Source organism: Veillonella criceti, assembly GCF_900460315.1.
Taxonomy (GTDB): domain Bacteria; phylum Bacillota; class Negativicutes; order Veillonellales; family Veillonellaceae; genus Veillonella_A; species Veillonella_A criceti.
Genome location: NZ_UHIO01000001.1, coordinates 1,356,850 through 1,380,047, shown reverse-complemented (window position 1 = coordinate 1,380,047; position 23,198 = coordinate 1,356,850). Strand labels below are relative to the sequence as shown.

The following is a 23,198-nucleotide window of genomic DNA, read 5'->3' as shown; positions in this document are numbered from 1 at the left end:
ATGCATACACCATCGTTAAGTCGTGAAACGGCCTTAGAATTGTTAAAAACATATAATAAAGAGCCATTTCATATTCAACATGCCTTAACCGTAGAAGCGGTTATGCGTTGGTATGCGGAACAACTAGGTTTTACTGAAGAGGCTGATTATTGGGCACAAGTTGGCTTATTACATGATTTAGATTTTGAAATGTATCCTGAAGAACATTGTGTGAAAGCACAAGCGTTGTTAAAACAAGCTGGCGTAGCTGATGATATGGTATATTCAATTTGTTGCCATGGTTATGGTATTTGCATCGATTGGGAACCAAAAGAATTGATGGAAAATGTCTTGTTTGCAGCTGATGAATTAACCGGTCTTATTGGGGCGGCCGCCTTGATGCGTCCTTCTAAATCGACTAAGGATATGGAACTTAAGAGTTTAAAGAAAAAATTCAAAGATAAAAAATTCGCAGCTGGTTGCTCTCGTGATGTAATTAAAGCGGGGGCAGATCGATTGGGCTGGGAGTTAGATGAATTATTGAGTAAAACATTAGCGGCTATGCAAGCGATGGAAGATCATATTATAACTGAATATAATCAACAAGTTGGTTGAGGTCGGTTTAGCATAAAAAGAAAGAGTCATTGAGGAATATATTAATCAATGACTCTCTCTTTTTTAGTTAACAAACTGTGAAATTATAAGCCAATAGAAATTTCTTATAAAATTCATTGAATTTTGTGTACTTTTGGAGTGGATATAGACACTGTTGCTTCGAAAAAAGTCATAATTATTTCGTAATAGGCCTTGAAAATACCTAATTGGCATAGGAAAAAATAGACTAAAATTAAAACTTATTATGGATAAAATGAGTTCTCCTCGTTTTAAATAGTTGGTTTATAAAGAATTATTCAATTCGTGTAACAATTTTGTGTCCGCCAATGGTAGAAATAGACTATGAAAAAACTAAAAAAGTAGTGTTAATGCCTACTTTGAGAATTCAGTTCAGAAAAACAGGTGCCGAATTAGACGGCGTCTAGCTTTGTTGGACTTTTTATATTGAAAAAAAGACTTTTATTATTTTCTAATAGATGTTAGAATAAGTCGTCAATAAAAAATAGAAATACGTTACATGCGATATCACATCCACGCACAACCGCAAGGACTGATATCGATAGCGGTTCACTTAGTTAAGTTGTAGATGTTGAGCTACATAGAAAGGGGATTGATACATGAAAACCACCGCTAAAAAAATGTCTGTATTCCAGTTGACCACGCTCGTTGCAGCGAATATGATGGGTGCTGGGATTATTATGTTACCTACTAAACTTGCAGAAGTAGGAACCATTTCCGTTTTGTCTTGGCTGATTACAGCCGTAGGGTCTTTAGTATTGGCCCATATCTTTGCACAGTGTGGTATGTTCACAACTAAAAGTGGTGGCATGGGGGGCTATGCAGAGTATAGTTTTGGCAAAACCGGACATTTTATGGCAAATTATGCTTATGCCATTTCGCTTGTAATTGCAAACGTAGCGATTGCGATTTCCGCAGTGGGCTACGCAGCTGTCTTATTTGATTTAACCTTATCGCCAGTACAAATGAGTTTAGCAACGATTGTGTTGTTATGGCTTGCGGCTGTATTAAATTTTGGTGGCAATGCTAAAACTGGTCGTATAAGTAATATTACGGTTTGGGGGGCTATCCTACCAGTTCTTTTCATCAGTGTATTTGGCTGGTTCTGGTTTGACCCAAGTTTGTATTCAGCTGTATGGAATCCAAATCAACTGCCCTTCTTTGATGCAGTGAGTTCTTCCATCGCTTTAACTCTTTGGGGATTCTTAGGTTTTGAATCCGCAGCAGCTAACATGGATGCTGTTGAAAATCCAAAGAAAAACGTACCAATTGCAACGTTCTTCGGCACATTAGCAGTAGCGGTGATTTATGTATTGTCTACTAATATAATGGCAGGAATCGTGCCTAATGTGGATTTGTTGAATTCCACAGCACCATTCGGTATGGTATTTGCTCAGATGTTTAATGATACCGTTGGTAAAATTGTGATGGCAGCCATGGTAATTTCTTGTTGTGGGGCTATTCTTTGCTGGCAGTTTACTTTATCTCGTGTATTCAAAAGTTCTGCTGATGCAGGTTTATTCCCTAAAGTATTCAGCCGTGTTAATAAAGCAGATGCACCAGTTCGTGGTTTGTTAATTTTATTAGCTGTTCAATCTGCCTTAGCGTTCATGACAATGAATGATTCTTTAAGCCGTCAGTTTGAAAATTTAGTTAATTTAGCAGTTGTAACGAATGTATTCCCTTATCTTCTTTGCTGTATTGCTGTTAATAAATTATTGAAAACTGAAGGAGCTTCCTTATTTACTCGTCGTAGCATGTATGGTTTGAGCGTAGTTGCCTTTGCTTACTCGGTATATGCAATCTATGCGAGCGGTGAAGGACCAATCGTAGGTGGTACGATTGCCATCATCGTAGGATATATTATCTATCAATTAGCTTTCAATATTGTACCTCGTGCGGTTCGTTCCAAACGTAGCATCATCTAATAATATATTGAGGACTGTAAGGCTCTTAGTGGGCTTGCAGTCCTTTTTGTTTTCTATTACAATTTAAATATAGTATTTTGAGGCTAAGAGATTAAAAGAGGGTATGTATGACATTATTACAGTTAAAATATATTGTAACCGTAGCTAAGCAAGGATCGATTAATAAAGCAGCTAAAGAACTTTTTATTGCGCAACCGAGTTTAACTGCGGCTATTAAAGAATTAGAACAAGAATTAGGCATTACCATTTTTTCACGGACAAATAAAGGGGTTATCGTATCGCCTGAAGGGGATGAGTTTCTAGGCTATGCTCGTCAGGTGATTGAGCAAACCAATTTAATTGAAGAAAAATATTTTGGGCAGACGGCTGTGAAACATGAGTTTTGTGTGTCTACTCAACATTATTCGTTTGCAGTAGAAGCTTTTGTGGATGTGTTAAAGGCTTATGGTGGTAATGAATATGACTTCCGTATTCGTGAAACGCAGACCTATGAAATTATTGAAGATGTAGCTCGTTTGCGCAGTGAAATTGGGATTTTGTATTTAAATGAATTTAATGAAACAATTTTGCGTAAGGAATTTAAACGCCATGATTTAACGTTTCATCCATTGTTTACAGCGCGTCCTCATGTATTTGTCAGTTCTTTTAGTCCTTTAGCAACCAAGGATATTGTAACCCTAGAGGACTTAGCGCCATTTCCAAGACTTTCCTATGAGCAAGGTGAACATAATTCGTTTTACTTTTCGGAAGAGATTCTAAGTACTTGTGAAAGTGCTAAAGATATTGTAGTGTGTGATCGAGCGACTTTGTTTAATTTGTTAATTGGTCTTGATGGGTATACCATTTGTTCAGGGATTATTAGTGAAAAATTGAATGGTCCTAATATTTTAGCTATTCCTCTTGATGTGGATGAAAAAATTGAAATTGGCTACATATTGCATAATAAAGTAGCAGCAGGTAAGTATTGTCAACAGTACATTGAAGCATTAAAGAAAAATACGCAAAGTGTGTAATCGGTTGATTAGCTACATTAATATGAAAATGGTTAGTTATAGGATTAGACTATAACTAACCATTTTTTGTATATATTAGTCATGAAGTAAAAAAGCACGTATAATAAATTCCAGTCAAGGGGTTAGTGGTATTGACTAGGGAGATTGAGGGAAAAAGAGAGAGTTACGTTGGGGTTTAAGGTAGTCAAGTTATTGTTATAAAGATGGATTGACCTTATATTGAGTGAGAAGAGAGCGTAACTAAAAACGCCTGTAAGCACTATAGAGTATAAAGTGCTTACAGGCGTTTTATGTTGTGTTACATTATTTCTTTGTTCGTTTTAACTTATAGGTTACATATAAGAACAAAATCCAGAATGGAATTGCAATAACGGATGGTTTGAAACTATCCATTTGCCACATTACACCTACAACTACAAGTAGGAATAGGATACACAAGTAGTTGATGAAAGGATACATTGGCGATTTGAATTTTAGTTCATCTAAGCGATTCTCACGAATGAACGTATTGCGGAATTTAATATGTGTCGCAATGATGACGAACCAACTAATAACAAGGCCCGCTACCACAAGGGCTAGCAGATGCATGAAAACTTCGCCTGCCTGTGGGTAGAGGTAAGTTGTTAATACGATGATTAAGGCAAGACCTGCTGAAAATAAGGTACTGGCTAAAGGCACACCACTTACTGTTAAATAGCCAAAAATTTTAGGGGCATTCCCTGCTTTCGCCAGACCGTAAAGCATACGTGAATTACTGTACAAAATACTGTTGAAAACAGAAAGTGCAGCCACTAATACGACTAAGTTTAAAATATTAGAAGCAGCGGGAATGCCAATTTCTTCAAAGATTTGTACAAATGGACTAGCTTCAAGGCCTACTTTATCCCATGGTGCGAGGGACATAAGTACAACCATAGTGCCGATGTAGAAAATTAAGATACGAAGTAATAATTCATTAATCGCTGTTGGCAAACTCTTTTCAGGATTTTCAGCTTCACCAGCGGTAATACCGATAAGATCCACGCCTCCAAAGGAGAACATAACAACCGCTAATGAGCAAAGGAAACCCCATGAACCATTAGGGAAGAAGCCCCCGTTATCCCATAAATTATGGAAGTTATTAGGGAAAGAACCCATAGTTGTGAAAATAAGATAGAAACCAAAGAGTATCATACTGACGATGGCCCCAATTTTAATAAAGGAGGCCCAGAATTCTACTTCACCATAGGCTTTAACATTGATTAAGTTAATAGCCGTAATAATAACCAGACATATGAGGGTGGTGAGCCAGTGCGGTATATCTGGGAACCAGTAAGCTAGATAGACGGCAATGGCGGCTAATTCAGCCATGCCAGCCAGCATAAATAAAGTCCAATAATTCCAACCGGCTAGATATCCCATGAAGCCATTCCAATATTTATTAGCAAAATGACTGAATGAACCAGATACTGGTTCACGGACCGCCATTTCACCGAGCATGCGCATAACAAAGAAAATAAAGAGACCCGCTAAGGCATACGAGGCAATAATCCCAGGGCCAACTAATTTAATGGTTGGTGCTGAGCCATAGAATAAGCCTGTCCCCACCGATGCACCTAAGGCAATCATCTGCATGTGACGATTTTTCAGACCACGCTTCATATGATGCTTGTCTTGTGTTTCATGTTCACTCATAAAAAATCCCCCTTCGTGTTTGGCCATTCGACTCTACTAAACTACTATATTACTTGAATTTTGGGTGGCCAAACCTATATATATTCTTTAATGTTACGGTAAATAGTCGGTTTTGGCAAGCTATTTGTATAATTTAACAGGACAATTTGTAAAAAATTAGCATACTTTCGAAAAATGTATAACAAGAATAAAGGAGATTCATACATGAGTAGCGAATAAGTACAGTAAATTGCGTTTCTGCGCTTTAAAGGAGGCGGTTCATATGAAAGAATATGCTAGTGATTTGATTCGTAATGTGGCAATTGTATCTCACGATGGAGCTGGTAAAACAGCATTAGTGGAATCTTTACTATTGGCTTGCGGTGCCGTAGCATCCGTAGGTAAAGGTCAAGATAATAAACACATTATGGACTTTGAGCCTGAAGAAATTAAACGTAATGTAACAATTCAATTAGGTATGGCACCTTGTGAATGGAAAAATTATAAAATTAATTTCATTGATACCCCTGGTTATTCTGAATTCCATGGAGAAGTACGAGCAGCTTTGCGTGCAGCCGATGGTATGCTTATGGTATTATCGGCAACCTCTGGCGTTGAAGTAGATACCATTCGTGCTTGGGATTATGGGGTAGAATTGCAGATGCCACGCATGGCATTTATCAACAAGATGGATGTAGAAGGAGCCGATTTCTTTGGGACCCTTGAAAAAATGCATGCTCTATTTGGTAAAGCTATCATGCCATTGCAGATTCCAATTGGAGAAGGGCCTGACTTTAAAGGCGTTGTAGACGTAGCGAAACGCACAGCTTATATTTATGAAAATGGTAAGATGACTGAAGTAGCTGTTCCTGCTGAATTAGAAGCTAAAGTAGAAGAAATTCGTGAAATGACAGTAGAAGCGGCGGCTGAAGGTAATGATGAATTACTTGAAAAATACTTAGATGGTCAAGAATTAACCTTAGAAGAAATCCGTCAAGGTTTGCGCGAAGGTATGTTGACTGGCCGTGTTTGTGCTGTTATGTGCGGTAGTGCCATTAATAATATTGGCATGGACCAAGTATTAGATCGTATGATTCGCTACATGCCTGATGCGTCTAAACGGGTGATGACCGCCGAAGATGTAGATACTGGTGAAGAACGGATTGTTCATGTAGATAAACCATTTACAGGCTTTGTATTTAAGACTATCTTAGATCCATTTGCAGGGAAGCAAAGCTTTGTTAGAGTATTCTCAGGAGAACTTAAAGAAGGCGATAAACTGCTTAATGTAACGCAAGGGATTGAAGAAAAATGGGGTAAAATGTATACTCTAATTGGTAAGCAACAAGTGCCTGTTACAGAAGCGGGGGCTGGGGATATTGTAGTTATTCCTAAACTTACAGCGACTAAGACTGGCGATACCTTTGCAACGCCAGGTTTTAAAGTAAAATATCGTCAAATTCGCTTCCCACAACCATTACATACAGTAGCAATGGTCCCTGAAAAGAAAGGGGAAGAAGAAAAATTAGCAAGTGCGTTACAGCGTATTTCTGAAGAAGATCCAACTTGCGTAGTAGTCAAAGATGTGGAAGGTCGTCAGATGCAAGTGCGTTGTATGGGCGAAGTGCATTTAGAACATATTCTTACGAAGATGGAACGCAAATATGGTGTTAAAGCGAAATTAGAAAAACCATATATTCCATATCGTGAAACAGTTCGTGGTAAAATAGAAGTGGAAGGGAAACATAAAAAACAAAGTGGTGGCCATGGTCAATATGGTCATGTTAAATTAGCCATTGAACCTTCCTATGAAGGAGATTTTGAATTTGTAGATAAAATCTTCGGTGGTGCTGTACCAAAACAATATATTCCAGCTGTTGAAAAAGGGGCAAAAGAAACACTAGATAAAGGCTTGTTAGCAGGTTATCCAATGATTGGTGTAAAAGTGACCTTATTAGATGGGTCATATCATGCGGTAGACTCTTCCGAGTTGGCCTTTAAAGTAGCGGCTGCTCAGGCTCTTAAAAAAGGAGTGCCTCAAGCCAAACCAGTTTTATTAGAACCTGTTTATAATGTCAATGTATTTGCACCTGATAATTTCATGGGCGATATTATGGGTGACTTAAACAGTCGTCGTGGTCGTGTATTGGGCATGGAACAAGGTGAACGGGAAGGAATTACCGTTGTTAAAGCGCAAGTGCCATTTGCCGAAATGCTTGATTATGTAACCGTATTGCGCAGTATGACACAAGGTCAAGGCGTGTTTAATATGGAATTTAGCTCCTATGAAGAAGTGCCGCATAAAACAGCGGAAGGCATTATTGCTAAGTTTGACGGGACTGGTGATGATGAATAGCTAGTACTTGAAACAGTAGTTTGGCGGGACGTTTCAGTATAGTTTACCTTGGCTTGAAGATGTGGCTCATCTAAGTAGAGTTAAAAATAAATAGCCCCAAGCGGGCCAAAGGAGATAATATATATGATATTTGGTAGTGTGAATGTGAATTACAAAGGGTTAGGTTATGCACCTGTATTAGAACGCGTCCTCGATTGGTTAAAAGACACTGATTTAAAAAGTTTAGCAATTGGTCGTCATGATATTGAGGGAGATAATATCTTTGCTTTAGTACAAGAAGTAATCACTAAGAAGTTTGCAGAAACTCGCCCTGAAGCACATAAGCAGTACTTAGATGTGCAGTTTGTTATTGATGGCAAGGAAAAAATGGGCTTTTTACCAGATCGCCAAACTGAACCAGTGGTAGAAGCACATGATGACAAGGATTTGTATTTCTACAAACAGGACTTACCTGATGAAGGCTATATTATTGCTCAATCTGGTTCCTATGCTATTTTCTTCCCTGAAGATATTCATCGCCCTTGTTGCGCAGTCAATGATGAGCCAAGTAAGGTGTTAAAAGTAGTAGTAAAAGTCGCTATGAAATTAGTTGACTAATGGTATAATAAAAGTATAGTTAAAGGCGACCAGTGCTTGCTGGTCGTCTTTATAAATTCATTAGGTAAATAAATGCTATTAATAAAGGAGGGCATGATGGATAGGGATAAAGCAGTAGGGATTGCCCTTACTTTATTTGGTGGTATTTTATGGGGGTTATCGGGCATATCGGCTCAGTTTTTGCAGCAACAACGAGCTATTAGTCCTGAGTGGTTACTGACAGTACGCTTGCTGATAGCGGGAATTGTGACCGTGTTAGCCGCTTTTTATCAAGGACGAGTGCATATTTTTACAATTTTTAAGACACCGAGTCATGTAGTCGGTTTATTTGTATTTGGTTTATTAGGTATGGCCCTTTGTCAGTATGCGTATTTTCGCTCTATTTATTATGCTGGCGCAGGGATTGCTACGGTATTACAATATTTAGCGCCGGCTATGATTGTAGTGTATATGGCGGTTCGTTACTTTACGTTACCAACGTGGGGTGAAGGGATTAGTGTTATATTGGCCATGCTGGGGACGGCTTTGATTGCCTTTCATGGAAATTTTGAATTGGCGGGCATTGACGAAAGAGTATTATTTTGGGGTCTTTTATCAGCAGTGGCTGTAGCGATTTATAGCGTGCAGCCGGTATCACTGTTGCGACGATATGGGACGGGACCTGTAGTTGGCTTTGCCATGTTGTTGTCAGGTCTGGTGACAGCGATGATAGCATCTCCTTTTGATATTCCTGGCGTTTGGGATATGTGGACCTATGTGGGCGTTTTTAATGTGGTTGTATTAGGTACTATTGTTTCCTTTAATGCATATCTGGAAGGTGTTCGTCGTATTGGAGCGGTAAAAGGGTCTGTACTATCTTCTATTGAACCCATTTCGGCGGCTGTATTGAGCTGGTTAGTCTTAGGAAGTGCCTTTATGACCAGTGATATTATTGGCTTTATGTTGATTTTGTCGACTATATTTATCTTGGCAAGAGAGAAACACAATCATTAAAATAGGGGCAAATAGGTTAAACCCATCAGTTCATGAATGACTTGATGGGTTTTGTTTTGGTAAAATATATTGATTAATTTCGATAAAATAGATTGACATATCTAGAAAAAAAGATATAATAAAATTATGAATGATAAACAATTACTTGATATTTTTAAAGTCTTATCTAATGAAAGTCGCTTAAAAATCTTGCAATGGCTCAAAGAACCAACGAAACATTTTCCACCCCAAGGACTTCACGTTCTTGAGGACGACTCATTTAAAGGAGGAGTCTGTGTGGGGAGTATTCAAGATAAGTTAGGCATTTCACAATCCGCAGTATCACATTATTTAGATTTGATGCAGCGAGCAGGATTATTGGAGTCGGCTCGTTATGGTAAATGGACGTATTATCGTCGTAATAATGCAACGATAGAGGCATTCGCGGCGTATGTTGGAACAGAATTATAAGCAAAAAAACAGCCCTAGGGCTGTTTTTTAGTCTAATTTTAAAAATTAGAGAAGTATTTAGGCTTTTAATTTTGTGTATACCCATATGGCGTTAAATAAGAATAGTAAACCAGTGCCCCAGAATAAGGCGGTAAAACCAAATTGTCCCATAAAGAGGGCTCCGCCGACAGATCCCATAAAATAACCTAAAAATTGAGTAGTTTGGTTATAGGAAAAGACTTGCCCAGATAGATGTTTAGGTGAATGGGTTGAAATATAGGTATTTAGGGATGGTAATAAACCAGCAAGACCTAGTCCTGTGAGAAATCGTAAGACGCCTAGTTGCCAGGATGTTGTTACATAGGCTTGTGGAATGGTCATGACGGCTGTATAAATCAGTGAGCCAATAAGAATGCGACGAGGACCAATGCGGTCAATCCATTTGCCCATATAGGAGCTGCTGAGCATTTGCGCAAAGCCCGTAGCTGCAAAGACAGCACCGGCAATGAGCGCAAGGTGTGGTGTATGGGGAGGCATAATTTCATCTAAGTATACGGTGATAATTGGTTGTAATGACATCATAGAAAGAGCGTAAATAAAGGTAGAGGCAGCAATAATAAATAGTTCATGGAGATGGGGTAGTTGATTCTGTAATTCTTTGAAACTATGAGGAACCGTATCAGGTTGTGGCTCAAAGGTTTCGTGAACAAGAAAGAAAATGAGGAGAAAGGCCGCCCCTAAGAAACAGGCAATGACAAAAAAGCTAGTGCGGATACCGAAGGTACTGGCTAAATAACCACCAATCAGAGGCCCTAAGAGTGAGCCAGCTAAGTTAGCTGACGCCAAAACGGATAACGCCCAGCCTGTTTTGTTTTCTGGCGTTTCAGAAGCAACGAGTGTAACGGACGCGGAGAAAAAGCCTGATACGAGACCTTGGACAAATCGAATCAATACAAGCTGTTCTGGTGTTTGGACAAAGCAGATTAACAAATTACATAGCATCATGCCAAAACTAGAGCGCAATAATAAAATTTTACGGCCCCGTCGATCGGCGAGACGCCCCCAAAAAGGGGAAACAAAGGCTACGATAAGATAGGTCACACCCATAGCCAGGCCTGACCAATAGGCGACTTCGTTGGTGGCAGTTACGCCCATATCATGCAAATAAAGTGGTAAGAGTGGTGCTAATTGGCTCATGCCAAGGGCCGATAGAAAAGCACCGAAGAAACAAATATAGTCCGTGCGTAACCAGGCGGGCATAGGCGTCCTCCTTTATGATTGATGGCAAGTCTTAGAGATAATTCATAACGTAAAATATGATTTTATTATACTCTTTTTTAACAAAATATGCAGGATTCAAATAAAGAGAAGACTTTATGGTATTAATAATCATAAAGTTACTTGACAAAACGAAATCCCTTCTCTATACTCTATCTATAACAAACGTTACTATGAGTTGGTCAACTGTCCATGACAGTAAGACTTATTTCTATAACTGTATATGAAATGCGATGACGAAGACGGTCATTTCGGGTAGTTCTCAGCGAGCTGATGTATGGTGTGAGTTCAGCGAATGAAGAGATGACGAATCACTTGGGAGCATATAAATGTTACATTTATCGGTGAGCACCGTTATATGCGTGAGTGGCTCTATTATAGAGTCAGTAGGGTGGTACCACGGACTTATAGCGTTCGTCCCTTCGGGGATGAACGCTTTTTTTATTAGTTGAGAGGAGAGTTTATTATGGATTACGGTAAAACATTACATTTGCCTGCTACAGAATTTCCAATGCGCGGCAACTTACCAAAACGAGAACCAGAATATTTAAAATATTGGGAAGAAAACAAAATTTATGAAAAACGCTTAGAGTTGCGCAAAGGGAACAAGCCATTTGTGTTACATGATGGCCCTCCGTATGCCAACGGCAAACTCCATATTGGTCATGCCCTCAATAAAACATTAAAAGATATTATTATGAAATATAAAACGATGCAGGGCTATTACACACCGTACATCCCTGGTTGGGATACACATGGTTTGCCAATTGAACATGCTGTTATCAAGAATACAGGCCTTAATCGTCATGAAATGAGTCCGCTAGATTTACGTGCTAAATGTAAAGATTACGCATTACAATGTGTAGAAGATCAAAAGAAAGACTTTGTTCGTTTTGGGGTACTTGGTCGTTTTGAAGATCCGTATTTGACGTTGAAACCTGCATTTGAAGTGAAACAGCTTGGTATCTTTGGTGAAATGGCGAAACGAGGCCATATTTACAAAGGTTTAAAAACAGTATATTGGTGTACTCATTGTGAAACGGCCTTGGCAGAAGCTGAAATCGAATATAAAGAAAAGAAATCCTTCTCCATTTATGTGAAGTACGCCTATGTAAATGAGTTAAAACGTACTTTGCCAGCTGATGTAGATACAAAGAAAGCGTATGCTGTTATTTGGACAACAACGCCTTGGACATTACCAGCATCACAAGCGATTTCTGTTAATCCAGAATTAGAATATTCTTGGGTACAAGTGGGTGATGAATACTATTTGATGGCCACTGATTTGGTAGCGAATGCGTTTAAAGATGCTCAAGTGGCTGAATATACAGTTCTTAATACCTTCTCTGGGGCTGATTTAGAATTGGCTACCTTTAAACATCCATTTATTGAACGTGAAGTGCCTGTATTCTTAGGTGATCATGTAACTTTGGAAGCTGGTACAGGTTGTGTTCATACGGCACCGGCTCATGGTGAAGAAGACTTTGGTGTATATCAGACATATAAAAAAGCAGGCAAAGTTGATTTTGAAATCACTTCTTTTGTGGATCCCACTGGTACGTATGTAAGTGCGGTCGATAATGGTCGCTATGGCGATACGGAAGAAGCTTTGGCTGGCAAAGAAATTCATGATGCAGAAGTGCCTATTTTAAAAATTGTAGCGCATAATGGTGCGTTACTTCATAAAGGTAGCTTGCGCCACCAATATGCACATTGCTGGCGTTGTAAAAATCCTGTTATCTACCGTGCTACAGAACAGTGGTTTTCTTCAGTAGATGGCTATCGTAAAGAAGCCCTCGACGTTATTGATAATCAAGTACAGTGGATTCCTAAATGGGGCCATGATCGTATCTATAATATGATTGCTGACCGTGGTGATTGGTGTGTATCTCGTCAACGTGTTTGGGGTGTGCCAATTCCTGTATTCTACTGTAAATCTTGTGGTGATTATGTTATCAATGATGATACCATTAAATCTGTGCAAGCATGGGTAGCTAAAGAAGGCTCTGATGCTTGGTGGAATCATACGGAAAAAGAATTATTGCCAGATGGTTTCACATGCCCTCATTGTGGTCATGATGAATTCCGTAAAGAAACAGATATTATGGACGTTTGGTTTGATAGTGGTTCTTCTTGGTCTGGCGTACTTGAAAATGAAGGACTTGATGTGCCATGTGCTATGTATCTTGAAGGGTCTGACCAACATCGTGGTTGGTTTAACTCATCCTTGTTAACTGGCGTAGCAACGACAGGTAAAGCCCCTTATAATTCAGTATTAACACATGGTTTCGTAGTAGATGGTGAAGGGCGTAAAATGTCTAAATCCGTAGGGAATACAGTGGCACCTTCCGATATCATTGATGTATATGGGGCTGACGTAATGCGCCTTTGGGTATCCTCTGCTGATTATCAAGGCGATGTACGTTTGTCTAAAGATATCGTAAAACAGTTATCTGAAGTCTATCGTAAGATTCGCAACACATTCCGTTTCTTGCTTGGTAATTTGGATGACTTCAATCCAAATACTGACAAAGTTTCCTATGATCAATTATCTGAAATTGATAAATGGGCGCTCCTTCGCTTAGAAGAAGTTCGTCGTAAAGTAACGGAAGCCTATGAAAACTATGAATTCCATATTTTATATCATACAATTCATAACTTCTGCACTGTTGATTTAAGTTCTTTCTACTTAGATGTATTGAAAGATACGATGTATGCAGAAGAAGCAACTTCTGTAGCACGTCGTAGTGCGCAGACCGCTATGTATGAAATTGTAACTACCTTAGTTCGCATGGTAGCACCAGTGCTTTCCTTTACAGCTGAAGAAGTATGGCAATATATGCCTAAAGAAGACGGTATGCGTGAAAGTGTAATGCTTGAAGATTGGCCTATCGGTAATGAAGCACATTATGATGCTGCCTTAGCTGAAAAATGGAGTCAAGTGTTAGCTCTTCGTGGTGAATTAACTAAAGCGCTTGAAACAGCTCGTCAAGATAAAGTTATCGGCCATTCGTTAGATGCTGCTATCACTGTTTATGCTGATGGCGCTGCTTATGAAATGTTAGCACAAGTGAAAGACTTGGCAGCCCTTCTTATTGTGAGTGAAGCGTACCTTGTAGAAGGTCGTAATAATGCACCGGCTGAAGCTGTGGCGACAGAAGAAGGTCACTTGAGTGTAGTTGTAAAACCAAGTGAATTTGAAAAATGTGAACGCTGCTGGATTCATCGTGATACAGTCGGTCAAGATGCTGAACATCCTACCTTATGTCATCGTTGTGCCGATGTGTTAGGTAAATAAAATTCTTGTAAACGATTTTTCTTACTGAAAAGGCGTTGATAGTAAGAAGCCTTTTTAGGCTCCTCTTTTGCTCAAATCTAGATCAAAGATTTAGAAATGTTGCAGGAAGAGGAGCCTTTTTGTATGATATAATAATTATATTGACATATTTCGTTGATTTGATGGAAATTCGTATAGTGATAGCGTACCTTAAGTATTTATAGTATTTATATAGTAATGGAGATGACTATGACAGATAAAATAAATTCCGTAAATATAGATGATCAAGCCGCTATGTTTAAAGCGGCGGAGCAACGAGGCAAAGAAGCAAGTTTACCCACTACAGTAGGTGATTTACAATTAAAAAAGCCGATTAAGTTGATGGTATCCGATGTAGATGGCACCTTGGTAGATATACATAAGCATGTTAGTGATGAAACGGTGGCGGCTGTAAAGGCAGCTATGGTGGCTGGTGTGACAGTAGCTGTAGCAAGTGGCCGTGCGTGGGGTGAAATGGGCGAAGTGATTCACCGTATCCCTGAGATTCATCATTATATTTGCAGTAATGGCGCTCTTGTCTTAGAACAGCATGGCGGTGAAACGACAACCGTATTCCATGAGTCATTCAGTAATGCTGAGGGCTTACGATTATTGGATGCGTTAACTCCTTTTGATGTGTATATTGAAGCGTATAGTGGTAAAGATATTTACGGTGAAACGGAAGGCATGTTAGAATTTGCAAGCACGCTACCACCACATTTAGTACCACTTATGAAAGAAAGTCGCGTCATGGTTCCTAATTTACGAGACCATATTGTAGAAACGGGTATGGATTTAGAAAAGATTCAGTTATTTTATGGTACGGAAGCTAAGAAGAAGGCTATTTTAGATCATTTTAAAGCGGATAATCGATTTGTAATCATTCAATCTAGCGAAGGTAATCTAGAGTTTGTTCAACCAGGAATTAGTAAGGGCCGTGCGGTAGCTGCTTTAGCGGAGTCTTTGGGATATACTGCTGATGAAGTAATGACCATTGGGGAGAGTAATAATGATTTAACTATGCTTGCGTATGCTGGTACATCGTTTGCTATGATGAATGGTGAAACGACAGCTAAAGCGACGGCTAAATTTTTAGCACCTACTAATGATGAAGATGGTGTAGCTCAAATGATTCGGTTGGTTTTAGAAGCAACGAAGGCCTTATAATATATTAGGGGGGCTTCAGAAATATGGGCATAGTAACATTTGTTATTGATGGCAAGCGCTGCGTAAAATGTGGCGCTTGTGCTATGGACTGTCCCGAGCAAATTATTTGTGAACAACCACAGCAATTTTTTATCGGTGAAGGCTGTATTGGCTGTGGTGATTGTTACGAGATTTGTCCTGTCGGGGCTATTAAAAAGCAACTAGTAGATGATAAATAATTATCAATAACTACTAGCTACTTTTGATATTTTATATCAATACAATAGGGGTATATAGGAATAATACTTTAAATTGTATATCTATACTATACAGTTTGGTAAAAGTTGGTAAGCAGTCAGTTGTATAGTTAAAATATACTATTGCAAGTTGCTAGATCTACTGGCGTCTTAATGGATTATATTTTTAAAAGTTGTAAAATAAGTATTGTTAGATATTTAAAGTTTTTATAAAAATTCATATAACTTGTATATAAACTGGGAAATAGAATATAAAAATCCTATAAAATAAGAGGGAGAACTTGAAAAATGTGATAATATATACTGTTAAGAGAGGATTTAATTTTAGAGTTTTATTGACAGTGAATATTATTTACTATAAAATGTTTTAGGAAATAGAAGAAAAACTTCTCAATTTTTAAATTACTAATATATAAATATAAGTATGCTAAGTAGCATAGGACAATGTAATATTTGTAGCCAAGAATTTGGCCTCTTTCGATAAGGTTAGCACTGCGTGATGATTTCAGTAGAGCTTGAGTAAGCTCTAATAGTAAGCCAAAATATGTGCCGTATGAAATCAAAGGCGTATACTGTTGACCTGTTTTTATGTCATAAGCGAAATGAGGGTATTTGATGAATGATGTGGAAATCATAACTCGTCAACAACACCTGCAAGAGTTACAGACCGCTACGAAGCACCGTTCTGAAATATGGGGCAGTTGGGCCGTACCGGTTCTGACTGCCCTTTTAGTATGCGCAATTATAGCAGCCATCGCATTAGGGAGTGTAACTATATCGGCAGGCCATGTGTTGACGATACTTAGTGGAAAAGTAATGAATATGCCAATTCCTGAAACCGTGAGTCCGGCGATGATTGATATTGTATGGGATATTCGTATACCGCGTGTCCTATTAGCCGCATTAGTCGGTGCAGGCCTTGCCTTATCAGGCGCTGTTATGCAAGCGGCTGTACAAAACCCGTTGGCGGAACCTTTTATTTTGGGGATTGCTTCAGGCGCTTCAGTGGGTGCAGTTATGGCCATTTTACTAGGGTTTTTATTAGGGGCTGCTAATGTGGGCGTCCCTGTTTGGGCCTTTGGTGGTGCTATCATAGCCACGCTAGCTGTAATGGCGCTGGCTGGTATGGGGCGCCGTATTTCTACCGTAAAATTAGTGTTAGCAGGGGCCGTAGTAAGCGCATTATGTACAGCATTATCTAATTTTATTATTTATATGGCCGGTGATGCAGAAGGCATGCAAAGTGCGGCATTTTGGACAATGGGGTCCTTAGCTGATGCTAAGTGGTCAATGTTATTTTGGCCGTCTATTGTCGTAGGTGGCATGACCGTTTATTTTTTATCGCAAGTAAGGGCATTGGATGCGCTCTTGTTAGGTGAAGAGATGGCGACGACTTTAGGCATTAATGCCACTCGTAAACGGTACATTTATATGGCTTGTATGGCCTTACTTACGGGTGTACTTGTTTCACAATGTGGCATTATTGGCTTTGTAGGACTTGTCATTCCTCATATGTCACGGGCTTTGGTTGGCGTTGGGCATAAACGTTTATTGCCCGTAGTAGCATTAGGTGGCGCTATATTTTTAGTATTAGCTGATTTGTTATCCCGTGTGTTATTGCCAGCTGGTGATTTGCCTATTGGTATTTTGACGGCCCTCATGGGAGCGCCTCTTTTTATGAAGCTTCTTTTTGGTTCAAGTCGTAATTTCGGTGGTTAGGAGGTACCTATGAAACAAATCACAGTGTCGAACCTAACTTATCGTGTTGGCGATGCGCAGATTTTAAATCAATTATCCCTTACGATTCCAGCCAATAAGTTCGTAGGTCTTATGGGGCCTAATGGTTGTGGTAAATCGACCTTGCTGAAACATTTATATCGAGTGATTCCTGTGCAACAGGGAGAAATTTATTTTGATGAAACGCCCTTAGGGCAGATCCCTCTACGAGAAGCGGCTAAGCGAATTGGTGTGATGGGGCAGTTTCACAGTATTAATTTTGATTTTACAGTGTGGCAAATTGTGATGATGGGGCGCACGCCATATAAGAAAGGCTTTGATGAGGATACTGAAGACGATATGACCTTAGCCATGGAAGCCCTTCGTAAAGTGGGCATGTGGGATAGAGCGTATCGGAGTTTTGCGTCCTTATCAGGAGGTGAACAACAGCGAGTTATGTTAGCGCGTGTTCTTTGCCAAGAGCCAGAATACTTGATTTTGGATGAACCAACTAACCATCTAGATATTACCTATCAGCTAGAGTTGTTGGAAGTCATAAAAGGGTTGGGTGTTGGTGTGATTGCGGCCCTTCATGATTTGAATTTGGCTTCTTTATTTTGTGATGAATTATTTATTATGAAACAAGGTCAGTTAGTAGTTCAAGGGACGCCACGTGAGATTGTGCGTGAAACGTTGATTCGCGAAGTATATGAAGTGGCGAGTGTAGTATCTTACCATGAAGATGGGGTTCCCATTGTTACTTATGAGAGACAGCCTTTGCGGCATAGTGGTGCATTTCACTCAAGTGAGGCAGTTAGCCAAGGGGCAAGCCGTGCAGGTGATGGTGTATGACAAGTACTTGGGAACGATGGAGTCGGCGCTGTATAGGGGCCGTTTTATCCGCAATAATGATCTTCATAGTTTGGCTAGCTTATACAAATGGGCATTGGCGTGTTGTAGGGGCTAGCAATGAAAGTGTAACGGGTATTACATTACAAAATGTAGATAGTGATGGCAATCCTATGCGTTTCACCTATGGCGAGCCACCTAAGCGTGTTATTGTTACCTATCCTGGTGCTACGGAGTTATTGATTGATTTAGGCCTTTCAGATCGTATTGTAGGAACGGTGGCGCCTTATGGTGAAGAGCCAGAGCGGTATCGTGACATATATAGTCAGTTGCCTTTAATTACGAATAGCTATGTGCCAAGTAGGGAACAAGTATTAGCCATGCAGCCTAATGTGCTAATGGGGTGGTCGCATCATTTCACGCCAGCGGCGTTAGGTGATGTTAGACAGTGGTATGAAAGAGATATTGGTGTATATATTGTACCCGCTACAATTCGCAAGAATCAGCCGACATTGGAGAGTGCAATTTATCCTTTTATTGATGATATGGGACGATTATTTCAAATCCCTGATAAGGCCAGTGCTTATAAGTCAGAGTTAGAACAGCGAGTGCAAACGGTGACAAATCGAGTAAATCGTTGGACCTATAAGCCGAAGGTTATTATTTTACAAGCTCATGGACATAGCACTTATAGCTTGTATGGGCCTGTGTATCTTGTTGATGACATCGTGAAAAAAGCGGGTGGTCAAAATTTGACAAACCGACAGATTTCAATGGTTGGGCCTGAACGTGTGTTGGCCTTTGATCCTGATGTAATTGTGTATGTGACTGTGAGCCAAAGTAATCGCACGTTGCGTGAAGCGGAAGCAATCGCTGAATTAAAAGCTGATCCTAATTTACGCAATATGCGGGCCATTCAAGAAGGGAGAATTATAGCAGTGCCTTTTGCGGATGTAAATAATGGCAATGGTCGTGTGGTGGATGCCTTAGAGAAAATAGCTCAAGGTTTTGAGGAGGAACAAAATAAATGAAATTAACTCATCCTAGTGCAGTAAGTAAAGCAGTATTAACTGCCTTAGTTGTAAGTGCTATCAGTGGTAGTGTGTGGGCGGCTGATTACGATGAAGCAAATTTACAAGATTTAGGTAAAGTTGTATTAGTAACGGCCAGTCGTTTGTCAGAAGAAAAAGTAGATGTACCAGCTGATACAACAGTAATTACGGCGAAGGATATTGAAAAAGGGAATTTTAACAGTGTGTCTAACGCCTTAAAAGCTAATAATGTCACTGTTGTTCAAAAAGGATTTGCCTCTTATCCAGAGTTAAACGGTGATACTCGTGTACTTGTAATGGTGAATGGTCGCAAAATGAATTGGGATCATTTAGTAGTATCTGGTTCAGAAAACTCGATTGATATTGATCAATTTCCTATTGAAAATATTGAACGAATTGAAGTAGTAAAAGGTCCTAACTCTGCTTTGTATGGTGAGAGAGCCATGGCCGGTGTTATTAATATCATTACTAAAGAAGGCACTATGGGCCAAAAGACAACAGCTAAAGCAGAAGTAGGTAGTTGGGGGTACTGGAAAACCGGAATCACTACTCAAGGTGGGGATGAAAAAAATGGATATTTTGTATCATATAGCAAAGAACGTCAAGATGATTATCATTATAAAGATGCTAATGGTAATTCTCATAGATTCCCTGACAGTGAAATTAATCACGATAATATAACGGCTCGCTTTGATCATTATTATGCTGAAGATAAATTGTCTTTAGATTTTTCATATAGTCGTCGTAATGATGGCTTTGGGATTAATTTAACAGATCCATTACAAGGCATAATTTATGGCAAAGGTATGAAATCTAAAACTACGGATATGAGTTATGGTGTAACTTATAATTTTGGTATGGATGAAGGTACATTTGTTAGAGCATATCGAAATACAGAAAAAGCCAATACACCTTTTGCAGGCGTTCCTTACGAGCATGACTTAACTATGTTTGGTCTAGAAGGTCAAAAGATGTGGAAGTTAGGAAATCATACTTTAATTGGTGGGGTAACGTATAATCGTGAAACTATTGATGAGGTTAATGATGGAACTCCATTTGGTAAAGATGCTAATAGTAAAGCTGTTTATTTGGAAGATAAATGGGATCTTGGTAGAGGCTGGATTGCTAATTTAGGGACTCGGTATGAGCATCATAATAATTTTGGCGGAGATTTTGCTTCGCATGTAGGTTTAAATAAAAAAATCAATGATAAAACACATGCATATGTTTCCTGGGGGCAAGCCGTTAACAATCCGACTATGAAGATGCTGTACTCTAATACTAAATGGTGGAAAGGTGATCCGGATTTAAAACAAGAAAAATCATATACTGTTACGTTAGGTGTAGATAGTGAGGTAACAGATAAACTATCTGTGTCGGCAAGCGTATTTACTAGTCGTATAAAAGATGCATTAGTATGGATACCTGGCTATGATCCTGATAATGATTATATAAAAACTCCTGATGACTATGTAGCAGGCTATTATACAAATTCTGGGTTAGAAAAACGTAGAGGTTTAAATTTGAGTGCAACATATCAAGTAAATCCTGCATGGCGTGTAAAGGCAGGTTATCGCTACTTATATGTTAATAGTAATGATACAACTGGTTCATTATCGGCTTTTTATAATAGACAGCCAAATACATATAGTTTAGATGTTACTTATGAAAAAAATCGTTGGTTAGTAAATAATAACTTTACCTATGTAACTGGACGTGCTGAAACTCGTTATACAGACTCTTCATATCTTCTTTGGAATATTAATGTAAATTATAAAATTAATGATTCCACTAAGATATATGCACAAGGATTGAATTTAACGAATCAGTCCTATGAAGTAGAAGCACCGGGTACTTATAAAGGTTATAACATGTATCCTATTGGAACCTTTGCTATGCCAGGCCGTCATTATGTTGTTGGTGTAGAACATACCTTTTAATTAGTTTTATATAGAAAAAGGAGATTGATATGGAATTATTAGAATTATTTCATCAAGGTGGACTCGTAATGTATCCACTCTTGCTTTGTTCAATCATTGCGATTGCTATTTTAGTGGAACGTGTACGCACCTATAGTGCGGCTAAATCTAATATGGAGCGTTTACGTGAGGAAGTGCCAGTATTAGCGGCTGCTAATAATGAAAAAGGATTAGAAGAGTTATGTGCTGAAGATGGTGGTGTAGCGGCTGAAATGTTAAATGCAGCGATTCGTCGCCAAACTGTTAAATCTAAAAATGCAGCCTTACAAGGGGCTGCTGGTGCCATTGCTGGCCGTCTTCGTTCTCGTTTAAGTTATTTGGAAACTATCGTTACGTTGGCACCATTACTTGGGTTGCTTGGAACTGTAACGGGTATGATTAGTTCCTTTAGTGTATTGTCTGTATCTGATGGTCAGCCATTTGCTATTACTGGTGGTGTTGGCGAAGCCTTGATTGCAACAGCCACGGGTCTTTGCGTAGCGATTGTGGCACTCGTTATTCATTCCTATTTAGTACATAAGCAAGATGGACTCATTACGGATATGGAAGAAATCGGTAATGTGTATATGAATGCTGCTGTAGGTGTAACCGCGGAAGAAGGTATGGCTAATGCAAATTAGAAGCCTTCGTACAACCAATAAACCGAAACTCATGATTATTCCGATGATTGACATTATATTCTTCCTGTTAGTGTTTTTCATGATGAGTATGCTTTCCATGGTTGTCCAAAAATCAATGCCTGTTAATTTACCGGTAGCTACAGCGAGTTCTGTGGATTTGCAACGCAAAATTCCAATTACAATTACCGCCGATGGTCAAATTTATGTAGAACAGGATTCGTATGCTAATTTAGAAGGTATGGCACAACGGTTAGAAGCAGAAAAAGCTAAGGGTGGCGATTTAACGATTATTTTACGCGCAGACCAAAAAGCACAATATGGTACATTTGTGCAAGTATTAGATACGTTAAAAAATATGAATCTAAATAAAATTGCTGTGGCTACTGAGAGTAAGTAGGTGATAGTTATGGGTGAAACCTCGCAAGATATGGTGAAGCAGACCTCGCCATTTGCTCATATTTATAAGAATCGATGGCGCATGGCTATAACATCCTCCGTAATTATCAATCTAGCTCTTGTTAGTGGTATGGTATGGTCTTTTTTACAAAAACCTGACTTAGTACCTGATAGAACGCCAGTTTCTATTAATATAGTGAATGATACAGGCGTTTCAGCTGGTGGACCTCAAGTAGCGGCGCCGCAAAAGTCAACAGTACAACCGCCTGCACCATTGACTGAGCAACAAGTAGCAGATATTAAAAATGGTGTGCCTGTGGAACAAGTGATTAAACAAGATGTGAAACCGCAGGTGAGTCCTTCGGCACAAGTAGCCACTACAACTACGAATACGACCCAAAATACAGGGGCCGTTGGTGGTAGTTATAGCGGTAGTAATGAGGACGGTGGCTCTGGTTCTGGTTATGGTCAGGGTGGTCAAGATGAAGGAGAAAACGCAGCATCAGTTCATGAACCAGTGGTCATTGGGGCTGAATATTTAGGCCCTCGAACCTTGCCAGGTAGTGGTAACGTGGTTGTTTATGTAATGATTAATGAAGCTGGTCGTGCTGTGGAAGTTGATATTATTAGCAGTAGTGGTAATGGCTCGCTGGATCGTTGGGCTTTGCAACAAGCTAGAAATAGTGCCTACCGCCCTAAAACTGTTGATGGAGAACCTGTTGTTTCAGAAGCAAGAATTGAATTTGGCAGTTAAAATATAGTAAAAATTATTCTGTGATGTTACTAGTACTTTAAAGTTTTAAGTAAAAAGTAGTTTATGATGTGATATAAAATTTATATATTTTAAAATGACATTGTATTAGTAACAAGCCTGTACTATAATAAAGAAAATACACAAAAAAGCTAGGGGAGCCTGTAGGCTGAGAAAAGTGCTCGAACACTTGACCCTTGACCTGATTCGGATAATGCCGACGTAGGAAAGCTATACAGGACGTTTAAAAGCTCATC

Annotated in this window: 19 protein-coding genes, 1 riboswitch and 1 other annotated feature; of the genes, 17 read left to right on the top strand and 2 right to left on the bottom strand. The window is 39.2% G+C overall.

Annotated features, from left to right (window positions below; translation table 11 throughout):
* The 3 genes from DYE54_RS06225 to DYE54_RS06215 all read left to right on the top strand — a co-directional run bounded on the left by DYE54_RS06225 (window position 1) and on the right by DYE54_RS06215 (window position 3,553).
* Complete coding sequence (locus tag DYE54_RS06225) at window positions 1-594, top strand: hydrolase (protein ID WP_115310426.1); 594 nt, start codon at window positions 1-3, stop codon at window positions 592-594.
* A 617-nt stretch (window positions 595-1,211) separates the two neighbouring features.
* Complete coding sequence (gene potE / locus DYE54_RS06220; protein WP_115310425.1) at window positions 1,212-2,540, top strand: putrescine-ornithine antiporter; 1,329 nt, start codon at window positions 1,212-1,214, stop codon at window positions 2,538-2,540.
* A gap of 107 nt (window positions 2,541-2,647) precedes the next feature.
* Window positions 2,648-3,553 (top strand): LysR family transcriptional regulator, encoded by a 906-nt coding sequence (locus DYE54_RS06215; protein WP_115310424.1) that lies wholly within the window; start codon window positions 2,648-2,650, stop codon window positions 3,551-3,553.
* Between the two features lie 303 nt (window positions 3,554-3,856).
* Here the strand turns inward: DYE54_RS06215 and DYE54_RS06210 are convergent, their stop codons facing one another.
* Window positions 3,857-5,227, bottom strand: a complete 1,371-nt coding sequence (locus tag DYE54_RS06210) for an amino acid permease (protein ID WP_115310423.1) — start codon at window positions 5,225-5,227, stop codon at window positions 3,857-3,859.
* Window positions 5,228-5,489: 262 nt separating this feature from the next.
* Here DYE54_RS06210 and fusA point away from each other — a divergent pair, with 262 nt between their 5' ends.
* From fusA to DYE54_RS06190, 4 genes are all read left to right on the top strand, one after another.
* Window positions 5,490-7,562: an elongation factor G gene (gene fusA, locus DYE54_RS06205; protein WP_115310422.1), complete on the top strand. Its 2,073-nt coding sequence runs from the start codon at window positions 5,490-5,492 to the stop codon at window positions 7,560-7,562.
* Between the two features lie 123 nt (window positions 7,563-7,685).
* Entirely contained in the window at window positions 7,686-8,159 is a 474-nt protein-coding gene (locus DYE54_RS06200) for a NanQ anomerase/TabA/YiaL family protein (protein ID WP_115310421.1), read from the top strand.
* A 96-nt stretch (window positions 8,160-8,255) separates the two neighbouring features.
* Window positions 8,256-9,152 (top strand): DMT family transporter, encoded by an 897-nt coding sequence (locus tag DYE54_RS06195; protein ID WP_115310420.1) that lies wholly within the window; start codon window positions 8,256-8,258, stop codon window positions 9,150-9,152.
* 126 nt (window positions 9,153-9,278) lie between these two features.
* On the top strand, window positions 9,279-9,602 hold the full coding sequence (locus DYE54_RS06190; RefSeq protein WP_115310419.1) for an ArsR/SmtB family transcription factor: 324 nt from the start codon (window positions 9,279-9,281) through the stop codon (window positions 9,600-9,602).
* A gap of 57 nt (window positions 9,603-9,659) precedes the next feature.
* Here DYE54_RS06190 and DYE54_RS06185 read toward each other — a convergent pair whose 3' ends face one another.
* Entirely contained in the window at window positions 9,660-10,841 is a 1,182-nt protein-coding gene (locus DYE54_RS06185) for an MFS transporter (RefSeq protein WP_115310418.1), read from the bottom strand.
* Between the two features lie 242 nt (window positions 10,842-11,083).
* Window positions 11,084-11,284 (top strand) — a binding site (T-box leader).
* Window positions 11,285-11,325: 41 nt separating this feature from the next.
* On the opposite strand from DYE54_RS06185, the gene ileS reads away from it, so the two are divergent.
* The 10 genes from ileS to DYE54_RS06135 all read left to right on the top strand — a co-directional run bounded on the left by ileS (window position 11,326) and on the right by DYE54_RS06135 (window position 22,944).
* Entirely contained in the window at window positions 11,326-14,157 is a 2,832-nt protein-coding gene (gene ileS / locus DYE54_RS06180) for an isoleucine--tRNA ligase (RefSeq protein ID WP_115310417.1), read from the top strand.
* Window positions 14,158-14,385: 228 nt separating this feature from the next.
* Window positions 14,386-15,342, top strand: coding sequence for an HAD family hydrolase (locus DYE54_RS06175; protein ID WP_172460567.1), 957 nt, complete (start codon window positions 14,386-14,388; stop codon window positions 15,340-15,342).
* A 23-nt stretch (window positions 15,343-15,365) separates the two neighbouring features.
* A complete protein-coding gene (locus DYE54_RS06170; protein WP_115310415.1) occupies window positions 15,366-15,560 on the top strand; it encodes a 4Fe-4S binding protein in 195 nt (64 codons plus the stop codon).
* Between the two features lie 633 nt (window positions 15,561-16,193).
* On the top strand, window positions 16,194-17,297 hold the full coding sequence (locus tag DYE54_RS06165) for a FecCD family ABC transporter permease (RefSeq protein ID WP_115310414.1): 1,104 nt from the start codon (window positions 16,194-16,196) through the stop codon (window positions 17,295-17,297).
* Between the two features lie 9 nt (window positions 17,298-17,306).
* Window positions 17,307-18,146 carry an ABC transporter ATP-binding protein gene (locus tag DYE54_RS06160; RefSeq protein ID WP_115310413.1) on the top strand — a complete coding sequence of 280 codons (840 nt, stop codon included), beginning with the start codon at window positions 17,307-17,309 and terminating at the stop codon, window positions 18,144-18,146.
* Window positions 18,143-19,174, top strand: coding sequence for an ABC transporter substrate-binding protein (locus DYE54_RS06155; RefSeq protein ID WP_115310412.1), 1,032 nt, complete (start codon window positions 18,143-18,145; stop codon window positions 19,172-19,174). Before DYE54_RS06160 ends, DYE54_RS06155 begins: the two co-directional genes overlap by 4 nt.
* On the top strand, window positions 19,171-21,135 hold the full coding sequence (locus tag DYE54_RS06150; RefSeq protein ID WP_115310411.1) for a TonB-dependent receptor plug domain-containing protein: 1,965 nt from the start codon (window positions 19,171-19,173) through the stop codon (window positions 21,133-21,135). The genes DYE54_RS06155 and DYE54_RS06150 overlap by 4 nt, the downstream gene beginning before the upstream one ends.
* A gap of 29 nt (window positions 21,136-21,164) precedes the next feature.
* Window positions 21,165-21,794: a MotA/TolQ/ExbB proton channel family protein gene (locus tag DYE54_RS06145; RefSeq protein WP_115310410.1), complete on the top strand. Its 630-nt coding sequence runs from the start codon at window positions 21,165-21,167 to the stop codon at window positions 21,792-21,794.
* Complete coding sequence (locus DYE54_RS06140) at window positions 21,784-22,191, top strand: ExbD/TolR family protein (protein WP_115310409.1); 408 nt, start codon at window positions 21,784-21,786, stop codon at window positions 22,189-22,191. Before DYE54_RS06145 ends, DYE54_RS06140 begins: the two co-directional genes overlap by 11 nt.
* Window positions 22,192-22,200: 9 nt before the next feature.
* Window positions 22,201-22,944 (top strand): energy transducer TonB, encoded by a 744-nt coding sequence (locus tag DYE54_RS06135; RefSeq protein WP_115310408.1) that lies wholly within the window; start codon window positions 22,201-22,203, stop codon window positions 22,942-22,944.
* Window positions 22,945-23,085: 141 nt separating this feature from the next.
* A riboswitch (TPP riboswitch) is annotated at window positions 23,086-23,187 on the top strand.
* Window positions 23,188-23,198 lie beyond the last annotated feature (11 nt).